The sequence below is a fragment of the Arcobacter sp. AHV-9/2010 genome, from assembly GCF_004116575.1.
In the GTDB taxonomy this organism is placed as follows: domain Bacteria; phylum Campylobacterota; class Campylobacteria; order Campylobacterales; family Arcobacteraceae; genus Aliarcobacter; species Aliarcobacter skirrowii.
In genome coordinates this window covers 111,650-129,036 of the sequence record NZ_PDKH01000003.1, presented here as the reverse complement: position 1 = coordinate 129,036, position 17,387 = coordinate 111,650, and the positions used below count along the sequence as shown (strand labels likewise).

Sequence of the window (17,387 nt, the reverse complement as noted above, 5' to 3'; positions counted from 1 at the left end):
GATTAAAATCTTATAACTCTATTTTCAAGTTTTAGTTTTACTTTTTGATTAACTTCAATAGTATCATCAAAGCTATGTATTAAAAACTCTTGATTATTTGCAAAAACAACAACTTCATAAAAGTTTCCATAAAAGATAATCTCTTTTATAACACCTTCAATATCGCCATCATCTGATATTTTTATATTTTCAGGTCTTATATATAAGTTCTCATCAATTTTCGTAACTTTTCCTAAAAAGTTTGCACAATACAGATTAATTGGTCTATTATAAAGCTCTTTGCAAGTTCCAGTTTGTAAAATATCCCCACCATTCATAATAGCAATTCTATCAGATAAGAAAAAGGCATCCTCTTTATCGTGAGTTATAAATAGTGCAGTTATATTAAACTCTTTTATGGTCTCTTTTAACTCAACTCTTAAAATATTTCTAAGCTCTGTGTCAATATTGCTTAAAGGCTCATCAAGAAGAAGAATTTTTGGTCTGTTTATTAAAGCCCTTGCTAGTGCAACTCGCTGTTGCTGTCCACCACTTAATTCGTGTGGATATTTATTTTCATGACCTTTTAGTTTTGTTTTTTCTAAAATCTCTTTTAATTCATCTTTACTAGCATTGCTTCCAAAAACTATATTTGAAGCTACATTTAAGTGAGGAAGCAGAGCATAATTTTGAAAAACAATTGCAGTTTCTCTTTGGTTTGGTTCTATATTTGTTTTGTTATCAAAAACAACTTTACCATCTATTTTTATCTCTCCACTATCAGGTTTTTCAAGTCCTGCTAACATTCTTAAAAAAGTAGTTTTTCCACTTCCACTTGTTCCTAAAATTGTGAATATTTCACCCTCATATAAATCAAAATTTATGCTATTTGCAACACAAATATCACCTTTGCAAAATATCTTTCTTAAATTTTTTATTTCAACTATCTTTTTCATTTTGTTTTTCTTCTTTTTGGTTTATAAGCTAAAAATATAACTGCAATTGCAGTAGTGGTTACTAAAATAAGTGATGGAAAACCCGTTTTATAAAGCATCTCATTACTTGCTAATTCATAAATTCTAACTGCTAAAGTATCAAAATTAAATGGTCTTAAAATCAAAGTTGCTGGTAACTCTTTTGCAATATCTATATATAAAATTAAAAAGCCACTTAGTAAATATGGCTTTAATATTGGAAGATAGATTTTAAATATTGATTTGGCTTCATTTTCGCAAAATATTCTTGATACATCATCAATAGATGATGGAATTTTACTAAAACCATTTTCAACACTTCCAACACTTGCTGCAAAATATCTTGTAGTGTATGCAAAAATCAACACTATAAATGAGCCACCAAAAAACATCACTCCCAAACTTCTATCTATAAAATTTGAGATAATAAGCAATCCAACAGCAACAACAGCTCCAGGAATTGAGTAACCTAGCATTGATAATTTATGAGTTGCGTATGATATTTTTGTTGGAAAAAATCTTAAAAAATATACTATTAAAAATGCTAAAGATATTATAAACAAACTTGAAGCTATGTTTAAACTTAAAGTATTAAACAAATACTCAAATGTTGTAAAATCAATTGTAAAAATATCTAAAAATGCCCAATAAATCAAAATTGATGTTGGAATAAAAAGTGTAATTGAAGCAACTATAAAAGAGATTAAAAATGCAAAAAAATTCTCTTTTCCTTTTAACTCTATTTTTGATGCTCTTTGGCTGCTATTTGTTGAGCTTGAGAAACGAAGTTTTTTTCTAATATTGTACTCTACTAAAAGAAGTGAAAATACAAAAATAAGAAGAACAATAGCTATATTTATAGCTGTTGCTAAATCATCAAATCCAAACCAACTTTTAAAAATACCAACACTAAAAGTCTCAACTCCAAAATATAAAACTGTTCCATAATCACTTAAAGTCTCCATAAGTGCTAGAAGTGCTCCACCAAAAAGTGCTGGATAAGCAAGTGGAAGATATATTTTGAAAAAGGCTTTTGTAGAGCTTATTTTTTGTAAAGATACAAGTTCAAAAATAGATTTTGAAATAGAGCCAAAAGATACTCTTGCCATAATATAAACATAAGGAAACATGGCAATTGAGAATATAAAAATTGCTCCATATATATTTAAAATATCAATTTTTAAAGTGGGGTTTGCAAGAATATGAGAAAATATTCCTCTATACTCAAAGAATCCAACATAAGTGTAACCTAAAATATAAGCTGGATATGCTAAAGGAAGCACAAAACACAAAGCAAAAAATTTGCTTCCAAAATATGTAAATCTTGCACTTAAATATGAGGTAATTGTTCCTAAAATTAGTACACCAAAAAGTGTACCAATAAGTAGTATGGTACTATTTTTACTATATTCATAAATATAACCATCTTCTAAAAAAGTTTTTGAAAAAGAGCTATTTATAAAGAAGTAAAGTATTAAAATAATAATGGGAAATGATATACTTAAGCCCAGAATTGGGGCTAAGTATTTTTTGAAACTTTTTATCTCCATCTTCCTTTAGAAGCTATCTCTACAGCCTCTTGCGTATATTTTCCAACTTCATTTAAAGGAATTGTATCCTCTTTAAACTCTCCCCACGAAGCAACTGTTCCAGCTGGTTTTACCTTTGGATTTACAGGGTATTCATAATTTCCGTTAGCCAATTCACCTTGAGCTTCAATACTTGTTAGATACTCAATTAATTTTATAGCATTATCTTTATTTGGAGAGAATTTTGTAATACTTGCTCCTGAGATATTTATATGAGTTCCTGTTGTCTCTTGAGCTGGAAAAAATATAGCTAACTCTTTTGCAATTTGTGCATCAATTTTATCTTCACTATTTGCCATAACTCCAAGATAGTAAGAGTTTACAATAGCAATATCAGCTTCGCCAGATGCCACAGCTCTAATTTGATCTCTATCACTTCCTTTTGGATTTCTTGCAAAATTATCTGAAAGTCCTTTTGCAAACTCTAAAGCTCTCTCTTCTCCATGATGAGCAATTATTGATGCCATAAGAGATTTATTGTATGCATGAGTTGATGATCTAGTTATTACTTTTCCTTTAAATTGTGGTTTTGTAATGCTAAAATAGTCACTCAAATCTGCTTTATTAACATTTTTTGGATTATAAACAAAAATTCTAGCTCTTTTTGTAATAGCAAACCAGTTGCCATCTTCATCTCTTAAGTAAGATGGGATATTCTCATTTAAAGTTTTTGAACTAACACTTTGAGTTAATCCTCTTTGTTTTGCTAAATATAAATTTCCAATATCAGCAGTTATTAAAATATCAGCTGGACTATTTGCACCCTCAATTGATAGTCTTGAAACAAGCTCTTCAGCTTTTGCAGTTACAAGATTTACTTTAATTCCTGTTTTTTTCTCAAAATCTTTAAATATCTTTTTATCTGAATCATAGTGTCTTTGTGAATATACATTTACTTCATTTGAAGCAAAAAGTATTGATGAAAAAAATATTAAAATTAGTGTTATTTTCTTAAACATTTTATCTCCTTTTTTTATCTCTATTTTGAAATTTCGAAATATTATAGTAACAAAGCTTTGAAGTAACTTAGTATTAAGAATGATTATCAGATATTTTTTATTTAAATTTATAAATTATTGGTATAATAACACATTTTTTAATAGGAAAATAGATTTATGATTTTAATGATTGATAATTATGACAGCTTTACTTACAATATTGTTCAATACTGTTTAGAACTAAAAGCTGATTTGAAAATAGTAAGAAATGATGAGTTAACTTTAGAGCAGATTATAGAGTTAAATCCAAGTAAAATTATAATCTCTCCAGGACCAGCTACTCCAAATGAAGCTGGAGTTTGTTTAGATGTAATAAAATATTTTAGTGGCAAAAAACCAATTTTTGGTATATGTTTAGGACATCAAGCAATAGCACAAGCTTTTGGAGCAAAAGTAGTTCGTGCAAAAAATTTGATGCATGGAAAAACTTCAAAAATAAAGGTATTAAAAGATACAAAGATATTTGATGGTTTACCAAGTGAGTTTACACAAACAAGATATCACTCTTTAATAGTTGAAAAACAGAATCTTCCAGAAGAGATAGTAGTTACTTCAAAAAGTTTGGATGATGATGAGATTATGTCTTTAGAGATTAAAGATAAAAATGTTTTTGGAGTACAATTTCACCCTGAGTCTATTTTAAGCGAATATGGACATAAGATGTTTGAAAATTTTTTAAAGGTTTAAAATATGTTTTCAAAAGTAGCCTATAGCACTCTTTTTTATATTGTTCTCATTTTTATCCTATATATGATGTTTATTCAGGTAAATGATGTATTAAGCATCTCATATAAAGAGGCTTTAAACTACTTTGAAAATTTTTCTGTTTTGACACTTTTAATAAAAATATCTACAGCTTTTTTTGGACAAAATGATTTAGCACTTAGGTTCCCTTTTGTAATTTTCTATTTTTTGAGTGTTATTTTAATGTACAAAATTACAGATGGTTACTTTAAGCTACCAAAAGATAGATTTATTACAATTTTAATTTTTATGTTTTTACCAGGACTTTTAAGTGCAGCAATTCTTGTAAATAGTGCAATAGTTGTTACATTTTTCACACTTTCATATATATATTATTATAAAACTTACAATAAACATCTATACTATCTTTTACCATTTTTACTACTAGTTGATAACTCATTTGCTATATTGTTTGTAGCACTATTTTTATACTCATTTAGAGATAGTGATAAAAAGCTTATGTCTATATCTTTAGCTTTAGCAATCATCTCATTTTTTGTTTATGAATTTAGAGTTGAAGGGACTCCAAAAGGGTTTTTGCTTGATACATTTGGGATATATGCAGCTATATTTTCTCCAGTACTCTTTTTATACTTTTTATATGCAATTTATAGAACAGCTGTAAATAAAAAAGTTGATTTAATATGGTATATAAGTGCTACGGCATTGGTATTATCAATAATATTATCTTTTAGACAAAAAGTATATATTGAAGATTTTGCTCCATTTGTTGTAATTTTTGTACCTTCAATGATGGTGATATTTTTTCATGCTTATAGAGTTAGATTAAAAGAGTTTAGAAGAAATTATAATATTTTTGCCTATTTTGTACTATTTTTTCTATTTTTAAATGTTCTGTTTACTTTTGTAAATAAACCACTCTATCTAATTTTAGATAAGCCAACAAAACACTTTGCAAATGAGTACCATTTTGCAAAAGAGTTAGCAAATGAGTTAAAATCAAGAGGAGTTGAAAATATTGTTACTAGTGATAAAGTCTTAGCTTTGAGATTAAGATTTTATAAAATAGGTGATAAAGAGGATTATTTTTTATCTTCAGAAGAGTTTTACAACTATGATGAAAAAATTGTAATAACATATTTTGGTAAAGAGATGCTAACTTTTTATCTTAAAAAACTATGAAGAAGTCATTTTTTATTTTAGAACTTATTATAATTTTAACTATATTTTCAATAATTTATTCAACTATTTACATAAAAGATTCAACTTACAAATTTAATCTATTTGTCTCTAAAATAGAGTTATATCTTAATTTTTTAAGATATAAAGCTTTAATAGATGATAAAACAGATTTAGAAAACTCTACTTGGCATAAACAAAGATGGACAATGAAATTTTTAAGATGCAGAGAAAATGAAGGTGGTGGAGTTTATATCTCAATTTATACAGATAATAACACTTTAGGGCATACAAATAAAGAGGAAGCTTTAAAAGATCCATTAACAAATAGATATATTACAAATTCAAATTTTTGCAAAGATGATGATAAATATAGCCCTTTTTCACTTTTAAGAAATTACAATGTAAAAAGTGTTGATATATCTTGTAATAACACAACATCTCTTGGGCAAATATCTTTTGGTGAAGATGGAAGAGTATATTCAAAATTATCAAATGTTGATAATGAAACTTATGAGTATGAGATAACAAAACCTTGCTCTATAAAATTTACTTCAAATAATAATTATGAAAAAGAGATAATAGTTTATCCTAAAACTGGTTTTATAAATAGATTATAACAGATGATAATATTTTAAAAATATCCAGTTTTGAATATTTTGAATAAAGTAAAGTTTAAGAGCAATTAGATATAATGCAAAACTTTTTTAGAAAACACTCAAAGGTTTCCTAGAATGGTAGTATCGTTTCAAATATATTTTGAAAATTACGAGAAGCATGAGTAGGGCTATAGCTACTCAAACCAAATATTATAAAGGAAAGAAATGCCTACTATACAACAGCTTATTAGAAAAGAGCGAAAAAAAGTGGTTGAGAAATCAAAATCACCAGCTTTAAAAAAATGTCCACAAAGAAGAGGAGTATGTACAAGAGTATATACAACAACTCCAAAAAAACCTAACTCAGCTTTAAGAAAAGTTGCAAAAGTTAGATTAACTACTGGAATTGAAGTTATTTCATATATCGGTGGAGAGGGTCATAACCTTCAAGAACACTCAATTGTGCTTGTAAGAGGGGGAAGAGTAAAAGATTTACCTGGGGTTAAATACCACATTGTAAGAGGTGCGTTAGATAGTGCTGGAGTAAATAACAGAACTGTATCTAGATCTAAATATGGTACAAAAAGACCAAAAGTTAAAAAATAAGTAGAAGGATAGAAAATGAGAAGAAGAAAAGCTCCAGTTAGAGAAGTAATGGCTGATCCTATCTACAATAGTAAAGTTATTACAAAATTTGTTAATGCAATTATGCTAGATGGTAAAAAATCTGTTGCAGAAAAAATCCTTTACGGTGCAATAGATAACCTAGATAAAAGAGGTGAAGAGAAAGGTTTTGATCTTTTTGAAAGAGCAATAGAGAATGTTAAACCTCTTTTAGAAGTTAGAAGTAGAAGAGTTGGAGGAGCTACATACCAAGTTCCTGTTGAAGTTAGAGCTGTAAGAAGACAAACTTTAGCACTTAGATGGCTTATTGATGCTTCAAGAAAAAGAAATGAAAGAACAATGGTAGAAAGATTAGCAAACGAACTATTCGAAGCTGCAAACGAAAGAGGAGCATCTTTTAAGAAAAAAGAAGATGTACATAGAATGGCAGAGGCTAATAAAGCATTTGCACACTACAGATGGTAGGAATTAAATATGGCAAGAAAAGTACCCTTAAATAGAGTTAGAAATATTGGTATTGCTGCACACATTGATGCAGGAAAAACTACAAGTACAGAGAGAATTCTTTTTTATACAGGAATCTCTCACAAAATTGGTGAGACTCATGAAGGTACAGCAACAATGGACTGGATGGAGCAAGAGCAAGAAAGAGGTATTACAATTACTTCTGCAGCAACAACATGTTTTTGGAATCACCCAAAAACAAATGAACAGTTACAAATAAACATCATTGACACTCCAGGTCACGTTGACTTTACTATTGAAGTTGAGAGATCTATGAGGGTTCTTGATGGTGCTGTTGCAGTATTTTGTTCAGTTGGTGGGGTTCAACCACAATCTGAAACAGTTTGGAGACAAGCAAATAAATATGGAGTTCCTAGAATTATCTATGTAAATAAAATGGATAGAACAGGGGCAAACTTTTTTAGTGTTATGAATCAAGTAAAAGATAGATTAAAAGCTAATCCAGTTCCACTTCAAATTCCAATTGGTGCAGAAGATCAATTTAGAGGAATGGTTGATTTAGTAAAAATGAAAGCTTACACTTATACTCTTGATGCACAAGCTGGTGAGATGTATAAAATTGAAGATATTCCAGCTGATTTAGTTGATACTGCTAATGAATACAGAGAAAAACTAATTGAAGCTGCTGCTGAAGCAAGTGAAGATTTAATGGATAAATACCTTGGTGGTGAAGAGTTAACTGAAGAGGAAATTACATCTGGAATTAAAAAAAGATGTTTAGCAATGGAAATTACTCCAATGGTTTGCGGAACTTCATTTAAAAACAAAGGTATCCAACCATTACTTGATGCAGTTGCTATGTATTTACCAGCTCCAACTGAAGTTGCTGATATTAAAGGTGAGACTCAAGATGGTGAGGCTGTAACTGTTGCTTCAACTGATAAAGGTGAAGTTGCAGCATTAGCATTCAAAATCATGACTGACCCATTTGTTGGACAATTGACATTTACAAGAGTATATAGAGGAATTTTAGAGTCTGGAACATATGTATATAACTCAACAAAAATGAAAAAAGAGAGAATCGGAAGATTACTTAAAATGCATGCAAACTCTAGAGAAGAAGTTAAAGAGCTTTATGCTGGAGAAATTGGTGCAGTTGTTGGTCTTAAAGATACAATTACAGGTGATACACTTGCAAGTGAAAAAGATCCAGTAATTTTAGAAAGAATGGATTTCCCAGATCCAGTTATTAGTGTTGCTGTTGAGCCAAAAACAAAAGCTGACCAAGAAAAAATGGGTATTGCTTTAGGAAAACTAGCTGAAGAAGATCCATCATTTAGAGTAAATACAGATGAAGAAACAGGTCAAACTATTATTTCTGGAATGGGTGAATTACATCTTGAAATTCTTGTAGATAGAATGAAAAGAGAGTTTAAAGTTGAAGCAGAAGTTGGAGCTCCACAAGTTGCATATAGAGAGACTATTAGAAATGCTGTTAAGCAAGAGTACAAATATGCAAAACAATCTGGAGGTAAAGGTCAATATGGACATGTTTACTTAGAGATTAAACCTCTTCCAGCTGGTAGTGAACCAACATTTAAATTCAATAATGAAATTAAAGGTGGGGTTGTACCAAAAGAGTATGTTCCAGCTGTTGAAAAAGGTGCATTTGAAGCAATGCAAGGTGGTATCTTAGCTGGTTACCCAATGGTTGATATTGAAGTTACACTTTATGATGGAAGTTACCACGAAGTTGACTCATCTGAAATGGCGTTTAAATTAGCTGCTTCAATGGGATTCAAACAAGGTTGTAGAAGTGCAGCTGCAGGTGCAGTATTACTTGAGCCAATTATGAAAGTTGAAATTGAGACTCCAGAAGAGTACATGGGAGATGTTATTGGGGATTGTAATAAAAGAAGAGGACAAGTTCAATCTATGGATGATAGAGCGGGTATCAAACTTGTTACTGCAATGATTCCATTATCAGAACTATTTGGTTACTCAACAGATTTAAGATCTATGTCTCAAGGTAGAGCAACTTACTCAATGTTGTTTGATTCATACCAAGAGGTTCCAAGAAATGTATCTGAAGAGATTATCAAAAAAAGAAACGGATAATTTCATTAATTTAGGTTTTTTTAAAGGGGATGTGCTTTTGCATATTCCCTTTTTTTATTAGATTTATATGAGATATTTAATACAATCGATTTTTCATATAAATTTAAAAAAAGTTGGATGAATTGAGATTAGAAAAAAGTTGTGAACACTTAAAAAAGATTGAAAATATTGGTGTAGTTCTTAAACCAAATAGTCCAGAACTAAAAGATGCTTTTTTAAAAGTACAAAAACTATTTTTGGATAAAAATATAGAGTTGATTTTAGAAAAAAATAGTGCGCAAATGATTTCTCAAAATGGATTAGATTTTGATTTAATGTGCCAAAAATCTGATTTTTTAATCTCTATTGGAGGAGATGGAACACTTCTTGGAGTAGTTAGAAAATCTTTTAAATATAATCTTCCAGTTTTAGGAATAAATTTGGGAACTTTGGGGTTTTTAACAGATTTAAAACTAGAAGATTTACCAACTTTTATTGAAGATTTACTAATAAATGATTATAAAATTGAACCAAGAATGATGATAGAAGCACAAATAGGAGATAGAAAATTTATAGCATTTAACGATATAGTAATATCTAGAAAAAATCTATCTTCAATGCTTGAGATAAAAGCAAAAATTGATAAAAAAGAGTTTAATACATATTATGGTGATGGTTTAATAGTATCAACTCCAAGTGGTTCAACTGCATATAATTTATCTGTTGGTGGACCAATTGTTTATCCACTTACAAATGCGTTTATAATAACTCCAGTTGCAGCTCACTCACTAACCCAACGACCAATAGTTGTACCAGCTGATTTTGAAATTGAGTTTAAAACACCAAGTGATGAAGCGACTGTTATAGTTGATGGTCAAGACCTTTATGATTTAAAGCAAAATGAGATTGTAAATATTAAAATATCAAAAAAGAGTGCAAAGATGCTTTATAGAACAAAAAGAGACTTTTTTAAAGTTTTAAGTGAAAAATTAAGATGGGGTAACTAAGTTTGATAACAAGAGTTTATATAAAAAATTGTTTAAGTTTTAAAGAGCTTGAATTAGAGTTTAATAGTGGATTAAATATCTTTACAGGTCCAAGTGGAGCTGGAAAATCTATTTTGATGCAAGAGTTTTTAGCACTTTTTGGATTAAAAGAGATAAAAAGTGAGTTAGCTGAGCTAAATATAAATAATTCAAAAATAAAAAATGAAGAGTTTGATATAAACTTTGAAGAGGATATTGTTTTAAAAAGTATTAAAAAAGATAAAACAAGATATTTTTTAAATAATCAAAGCATATCAAAAAAATCACTAAGTGAGATATCAAATAGTATAATTAAATATTTAAGCTTAAAAGATACAAGTGATTTTAAAAGTGAAGTTTTAATAGATTTTTTAGATAGATATGCAAGTAAAAATTTTAGTGGATTTAAAGCACTTAAAAATGATTTTGTAAACAACTATAAAGAGCTTGTTGAGATAAAAAAGAGATTAGATAAATTAAATGAAGATGAGAAAATTTTAGAAGATTTAAAAGAGTTTGCAAGATTTGAGATATCAAAAATAGAAGAGATAAATCCAAAATTAAATGAGTATGAAGAGTTAAATAGTCTAAAAAAATCTCTTGCAAAAAAAGAGAAGATAGAGAGAGCTAGTTTAAAAGCTACAAAAATATTTGAGCATGTTAGTGGAGTTAATGAACTTTTAGAAATTTTAGAGATAAATAGTGCATTTTTTGATGAAGCTATAAATGAGCTAAATAATATTTTAGAAAAATCAAATGATACTTTAGGAGAGCTTGAAGATATTGATATTGAATCAACTCTTGATAGAATTGAAAAGATATCAAATCTAATAAAAAAATTTGGTTCAATAGAAGATGCACTCAACTATAAAGAGCAAAAACAAAAAGAGCTAGATAGTTATATGAATATTAGTTTTGAAAAGAGTGATTTAGAGAAAAAATATCAATCTTTGCAAACTTATGTTTTAGATTTAGCAAATAAGATGAGTGATTATAGAAAAGAGGGATTAATAAGACTCGAAAAAGATGTAAATTATTATTTAGAGTTTTTATATTTAAGTAGTGCAAAAATTGATTTAAAAAATCAAGAGCTTGATAGTAGTGGAGTTGATTACATAGACTTTAAGTTAAATCAAGTATCTTTGCAAACAATAAGTTCTGGTGAATACAATAGATTAAGACTTGCACTTTTAAGTGCAATTTCAAAACTTGATATTGGTGAAAATGGAATTCTGTTTTTAGATGAGATAGATGCAAATTTAAGTGGAAAAGAGAGTGAAGCAATAGCAAATGTGCTCATAAGCCTAAGTAAAAATTATCAAATATTTGCAATATCACACCAAATACAGCTTACATCAAGTGCAAATCAACACTTCTTGGTTGAAAAAACCAATGGAGTTTCAACTGTAAAAGAGTTGAATAATAATGAAAGAGTAAATGAAATAGCAAGAATGATAAGTGGCGAAAATGTTACAAATGAAGCAATAGAGTTTGCTAAAAATATAATAAAATCTTAATTTTTCTACAATTTTTATAATAAATGGTATAATCAAACATTTGTTGAAATGGAGAGATAAGATGATAAATAATATATCAATAAAAGCCAAACTTTTAATATTATCAATTCTTACTATAGTTATAATTTCACTTGCAGTTGCATTTGTTGCTATTTACTCTATAAAAGAGTATTCAAATGAGGGAATTGAGAACTATAAAAAAGAGGCTTACGCAAAAAAAGAGGAAGAGCTTAAAAATTATGTCTCTTTGGCTATGAAGACAGTTGAAGCGTATCATGCAAGAACTGATATAGAAAAAGTTAAACTTGAGTTAGAAGAAGAGCTTAAAAAACAGACTATGTTTTTATTTACTATTTTAGAAGGTGAGTATCAAAAATATAAAAATACAATATCAGAAAGCGCTTTAAAAGAGAGATTAAAAAATATTGTAAACTCTACTAGATATGGTTCTACTGGATATTTTTGGATTAATGATTTCGATGCAGTTGTTTTAATTCATCCAATAAATCCATCTTTAAATGATAAAGATATGTATAACTACAAAGATCCAAAAGGTAAACAGATTTTTAAAGAGTTTGCCTCTATTGCTAAAAAAAATCAAGAGGGATTTATTGATTATGTTTGGCCAAAACCAGGATTTACTGAACCACAATTAAAAGTCTCTTTTGTTAAACTATTTGCTCCTTATAATTGGGTTATTGGAACAGGTGAATATGTTGAAAATGCTACAGCTAGAATTCAAGAAGAGGCTTTAAAAACAATATCTGATATGAGATATGCAAATAATGACTATTTTTGGATTAATGACTCACATCCAAAAATGATTCACCACCCAACAAATCAAGCTTTAAATGGAACGGATTTAAGCACTTATGCAGATCCTTATGGAACTAAACTATTTGTAGAGATGTCAAAAATTACAAATGAGAAAAAAGAGGGTGGACTTGTAAAATATTATTGGGATAAACCAAATAAGAAAAATGATCCAAAAGAGAAGTTCTCATATGTTCAAAGGTTTGAACCTTGGGATTGGATAATTGGAACAGGTGCATATGTTGATGATATAGAAGAAGAGATTGCTTTAATGCAAGCTAGTGCTAATAGTAAAATAAATTCTATAATATATAGTATTATAGGCTTCTCTTTATTGATTATGCTTATTGCTAATTTAATATATAGCTATTTAGTAAATCATGCAATTATAAGACCACTTGATGAACTTGATATTGCAATAAATGATATATCAAGTGGAAATGAACAAGCTGATAGAATTAGAAAAAAATCAAATGATGAGATTGGAAAGATTGTTGATAGCTTTAATGGATATATTCAAAAATTAAAAGATGGATATGTAGAAGATGGGAAAGTAATTGCAAATGTTGATGAGGTTATTGAAAAGATCTCTCAAGGATTTTATGTATATAAAATTGAAAAGACCTCTTCAAATCCTCAAATTCAAAGTTTAAGAGACTCTATAAATGAGATGATTGAAAAGACTAATCAAAATCTTAATACTTTAAATAACACTTTGGTTGAATATGGTAGTTCAAACTTCTCAGATAGCAACTCACAAATTGATGTTACAAAAGTAAATGGAATAATGTCTTCACTTGCTACAAGTACTCAATTAATTGGTCATACTGTATCTGAGTTTTTATCAATGATAGTATCAACTGGAACAAAATTAAATGATGATACAGCAATTCTTTCAAAATCTGCAAAAGAGTTATCAACTTCAGCAACAGAACAAGCTGCAAGTCTAGAGCAAACAGCAGCTGCGATAGAAGAGATTACATCTATTATTAAACAGAGTGTTCAAAAGACTTCTCAAATGTCAATTCTGGCTTCACAGCTTCAAAAATCATCAAAACAAGGTGAAACTTTAGCTTCTAAAACAAATGAAGCAATGGATCAAATTAATAAAGAGGTTAGTTCAATAAATGAAGCTATTGAGGTAATTGATCAAATAGCATTCCAAACAAATATTCTATCTTTAAATGCAGCTGTTGAAGCTGCAACTGCTGGAGAGGCTGGAAAAGGGTTTGCAGTTGTTGCACAAGAGGTGCGAAACTTAGCAAATAGAAGTGCAGAAGCAGCAAAAGAGATTAAAAATATTGTTGAAATAGCAACTTCAAAAGCAAATGAAGGTAAAGAGATAGCAAATAGTATGAAAATTGGCTATACAGAGTTAAATAAAAGAATTGATGAGACTATTGTTTTAATAGAAGATGTATCAAAAGGTACAAAAGAGGAAGAGATAGGAATACTTCAAATAAATGATACTATTAATATTCTTGATAGAGTAACTCAAGTAAATGCTAACTCTTCAAGAGTTATAAGTAATCTTGCAAGTGAAGCATCAAGTTTATCAAGTAATCTTTTAAAAATAGCAGATAGAGCTAAATTTAAACAAGTAGATCCTAGCATTATTGAAGATATAGATTTAGTATTTAAAGTTTCAAAACTAAAAAATGATCATGTAAAATTCAAGCTTACAAACTTTGATAAAATAGGTCAAGGAAAAGTTGCTTGGAGTGTAACAAAATCAACAGAGTGTGATTTAGGAAAATGGATTATAGAACAAGAGAAAAATGGTTTAGTATTTACAAAAAATCAGAACTGGAAAACTTTAAAAGAGTATCATGAACTTGTGCATACAAGTGTTCAAGAGTATATTAATGAGGATTGTAAAAAAAGCCCTGATAAGAGTAGATTAAAAGAGTTATCAAAGCAACTTGATACATCAATTTTTAAAGTATTTAAATCGCTTGATCAAGTTAAAATTGATAATATATCTAAAAAAACTAATCTAAAAGTAGAGACAACAAAACCTGAAATAAATAAGCCAAAAGAGATAACAACAGAGGCTAAAGATATAAAAATTTTAGAGCAAAAACCAAAACAAGAGTTTAAAGCTTCAAAATCTGATGATGAGTGGGAGAGCTTCTAAAGCTCTTTGCTTGTCGCAAAACTTAAGATTTATCAAAAAAAAGATACAATCCCCTAAAAATTTAAATATTTTATTATATAAAAAATCAAAGGAATTTTATGAGTAAGCAAAAAGTTGAGTTGCTCTCACCTGCTGGAAATTTGGAAAAATTAAAAATTGCAATAAATTATGGTGCTGATGCTGTGTATGGTGGAGTTAGCCACTTTAGTTTAAGAATTAGAGCTAGTAAAGAGTTTACATTTGAGACATTTAAAGAGGGAATTGATTATGCTCATGCAAGAGGAAAAAAAGTTTATGCCACAATAAATGGCTTTCCTTTTAATGCTCAAATTGAGTTATTAAAAAAACATATAGCCTCTATGGCTGCATTAAAACCAGATGGTTTTATAGTTGCAGCTCCTGGAGTTGTTAGACTTTGTAGAGAGATTGCTCCCCAGATTGATATTCATTTATCAACTCAAGCAAATGTTTTAAACTATCTTGATGCTCAAGTTTTTTGGGATATGGGTGTTAAAAGAATTGTTGTAGCAAGAGAGATATCTTTAAAAGATGTTATTGAAATAAAAAAACATCTTCCAGATATGGAGATAGAGATTTTTGTTCATGGTTCAATGTGTTTTGCATATAGTGGAAGATGTTTAATTAGTGCTGTTCAAATGGGAAGAGTTCCAAATAGAGGCTCTTGTGCAAACGATTGTAGATTTGAATATACTTTATATGCTGGAAATGATGAACATGGAAGTCTGTTTAGACTTGAAGAAGAGCCAGGAGTTGGAACATATATTTTTAACTCAAAAGATATGAACCTTGCATCGCATATTAAAGAGATACTTGATAGTGGTGCAGTTGATAGCTTAAAAATAGAAGGAAGAACAAAATCTCCATACTATGCAGCAGTAACTGCAAAAGCTTATAGAGAAGCTATTGATGACTATTATGATGGTAAGTTTGAGGCTTCAAAATATCAAAAAGAGCTGCATACTACAAAAAATAGAGGTTTTACAGATGCTTATTTAATTCATAAGCCATTTGAAAAACTAGATTCTCAAAACCACGATTATGCTTTAAGTAAAGGCTCATTTGAAGTGACAGGTCTAGTATCTGAAGATGAAGAGCATTTTTATTGTAAATATAAAGTTTATCCAAATGAAGATATTGAAATCTTCACTCCACACAACACAGTTTTACAAGAGTGCGATAATGAGATTGGAAGAGTATTTAAAAAAGAGAATGGACTATATTATATAAATTTTAAAAAGATTTTAACACAAGATAATAAAGAGTTACAAAGCGTTCATAGTGGAAATGTAAATAAAATAAAACTTCCATGTAAATTACCTTATTTAACAATGTTTAGAGTTGAAAATATTGATAGTAATATAGAATAAGATATGGTTTTTTTTAGAGTTACAAATAGTATAAATATAAAAATAACAGATGGTACAATATTAAAGTATGATAGATTTAAAGCACCAGTTAGTTTAGAAAATGAGACGGTTTATATTACAACTTATGATGATTTTAAAGATTTGCAAGAGATTTTTTCAAAGGTTGATAAAAACAGATATCTTGCTAAGAGTTTAAATGAAAAAAGTGTAAAAGATAACCCAAATTTTCCAACTGAAATTGGGATTAGTTTTGAAAATGAGTATAAAATAAAAGAAGAGTTCAAAGATAATATTTTTTTTGATATAAAACCAAATTCACTTTTATATAGTCTTAATAGTTTTCATAAGCCTATTATTAAAGTTGCACTTATTGGAAGTTTAGGCTCAACAATTAGCGATATGATTAGCTCTATGGCTGCGCTTAGAATTTTTTATGAAAAGTTAAAAAGTATATACTCAAAAGTTGAGCTTGATATTTTTATTAAAGCTTCAAATAATAGCTACTATAAAAGAGACAAAAGTATTTATGAAACTCAAAAATATATAAATGGTGTATATCCACTTGCAATAAATAGTAAAACTATTTGTAAGTATGACTATTTTGTAGATAATAGTGTAGATATTAGTAAGATATTGGATATAAATATAGTAGATGCATGGCTTTATAAGTTTGGAATAGATTATAAAACAATTCCAAATTCTAAAAAGTATAGTGAACTTAATTGTGAACATTTTGAATTATCAAAAGGTTTAAGTCAAAAAATTATTGATGCTAAAAAAAGAGGTAAATTATTACTTTTTCATCCTTACAGTGCAACTATAAATAAATCAATTCCTCAAAATTTTGCTATTGAAATTTTAAAAGGTTTAATAGATAAATTGGATGATTATGTGATTATAACAACACTTTTAATTGATTCAAAAATAAAATCAGATAATTATATAGATTTATCAACATATTCAAAAACAATAGAAGATTTTATCTATATCGTTTCATCTATGGATAAGATAATCACAGCATATACTTCAGCTCTTCATATAGCAGATGCTTTTATGATACCAACTGTTTGTATAGCAACTTTTAAAGATTATGAAGAGGGTTTGAAATATTATAACTATACTAAAACAATCTATGTAAAAGATAGTTCAAAAAATTTATCAAAGTTTATTTATGAAAATGATACTTTAACTATAAATAAGTTTGAAGAGTGGCGAAATTTAAAAATAGAGGATATTATAAAAACCTTAGAAAGTTTTTGATACAATATGTATTAAAAATTTTAAAAATAGGATAATAA

Annotated in this window: 14 protein-coding genes; 11 read left to right on the top strand and 3 right to left on the bottom strand. The window is 28.4% G+C overall.

The window, feature by feature from the left end; all coding sequences use genetic code 11:
* Positions 1-2: 2 nt before the first annotated feature.
* The 3 genes from CRU94_RS06250 to CRU94_RS06240 are packed head-to-tail and all read right to left on the bottom strand — an operon-like array spanning position 3 to position 3,501.
* Entirely contained in the window at positions 3-935 is a 933-nt protein-coding gene (locus CRU94_RS06250; RefSeq protein WP_129105929.1) for an ABC transporter ATP-binding protein, read from the bottom strand.
* Positions 932-2,503: an ABC transporter permease gene (locus CRU94_RS06245; RefSeq protein WP_129105928.1), complete on the bottom strand. Its 1,572-nt coding sequence runs from the start codon at positions 2,501-2,503 to the stop codon at positions 932-934. Before CRU94_RS06245 ends, CRU94_RS06250 begins: the two co-directional genes overlap by 4 nt.
* Positions 2,494-3,501, bottom strand: a complete 1,008-nt coding sequence (locus CRU94_RS06240) for a Fe(3+) ABC transporter substrate-binding protein (RefSeq protein ID WP_129105927.1) — start codon at positions 3,499-3,501, stop codon at positions 2,494-2,496. The genes CRU94_RS06245 and CRU94_RS06240 overlap by 10 nt, the downstream gene beginning before the upstream one ends.
* 156 nt (positions 3,502-3,657) lie before the next feature.
* Between CRU94_RS06240 and CRU94_RS06235 the strand changes: the two genes are divergently transcribed.
* The 11 genes from CRU94_RS06235 to CRU94_RS06185 all read left to right on the top strand — a co-directional run bounded on the left by CRU94_RS06235 (position 3,658) and on the right by CRU94_RS06185 (position 17,349).
* Positions 3,658-4,227 (top strand): anthranilate synthase component II, encoded by a 570-nt coding sequence (locus tag CRU94_RS06235; protein ID WP_129105926.1) that lies wholly within the window; start codon positions 3,658-3,660, stop codon positions 4,225-4,227.
* Positions 4,228-4,230: 3 nt separating this feature from the next.
* Positions 4,231-5,427, top strand: a complete 1,197-nt coding sequence (locus CRU94_RS06230) for a hypothetical protein (protein WP_129105925.1) — start codon at positions 4,231-4,233, stop codon at positions 5,425-5,427.
* Entirely contained in the window at positions 5,424-6,044 is a 621-nt protein-coding gene (locus CRU94_RS06225) for a type II secretion system protein (protein WP_129105924.1), read from the top strand. Before CRU94_RS06230 ends, CRU94_RS06225 begins: the two co-directional genes overlap by 4 nt.
* Positions 6,045-6,248: 204 nt before the next feature.
* Complete coding sequence (rpsL, locus tag CRU94_RS06220) at positions 6,249-6,629, top strand: 30S ribosomal protein S12 (RefSeq protein ID WP_066160183.1); 381 nt, start codon at positions 6,249-6,251, stop codon at positions 6,627-6,629.
* A 15-nt stretch (positions 6,630-6,644) separates the two neighbouring features.
* The gene (gene rpsG, locus CRU94_RS06215; RefSeq protein WP_129105923.1) at positions 6,645-7,112 is read left to right on the top strand and encodes a 30S ribosomal protein S7; all 468 of its coding nucleotides are present in this window, start codon (positions 6,645-6,647) and stop codon (positions 7,110-7,112) included.
* A gap of 9 nt (positions 7,113-7,121) precedes the next feature.
* Positions 7,122-9,230, top strand: a complete 2,109-nt coding sequence (gene fusA / locus CRU94_RS06210; RefSeq protein WP_129105922.1) for an elongation factor G — start codon at positions 7,122-7,124, stop codon at positions 9,228-9,230.
* Positions 9,231-9,352: 122 nt separating this feature from the next.
* Positions 9,353-10,216 (top strand): NAD(+)/NADH kinase, encoded by an 864-nt coding sequence (locus CRU94_RS06205; RefSeq protein WP_129105921.1) that lies wholly within the window; start codon positions 9,353-9,355, stop codon positions 10,214-10,216.
* A gap of 2 nt (positions 10,217-10,218) precedes the next feature.
* Positions 10,219-11,751, top strand: a complete 1,533-nt coding sequence (locus CRU94_RS06200) for an AAA family ATPase (RefSeq protein ID WP_129105920.1) — start codon at positions 10,219-10,221, stop codon at positions 11,749-11,751.
* Positions 11,752-11,812: 61 nt separating this feature from the next.
* A complete protein-coding gene (locus tag CRU94_RS06195; protein WP_129105919.1) occupies positions 11,813-14,701 on the top strand; it encodes a methyl-accepting chemotaxis protein in 2,889 nt (962 codons plus the stop codon).
* Between the two features lie 98 nt (positions 14,702-14,799).
* Positions 14,800-16,089, top strand: coding sequence for a peptidase U32 family protein (locus tag CRU94_RS06190; RefSeq protein ID WP_129105918.1), 1,290 nt, complete (start codon positions 14,800-14,802; stop codon positions 16,087-16,089).
* A gap of 3 nt (positions 16,090-16,092) precedes the next feature.
* Entirely contained in the window at positions 16,093-17,349 is a 1,257-nt protein-coding gene (locus CRU94_RS06185) for a hypothetical protein (RefSeq protein WP_129105917.1), read from the top strand.
* The last annotated feature ends 38 nt before the right edge of the window (positions 17,350-17,387 follow it).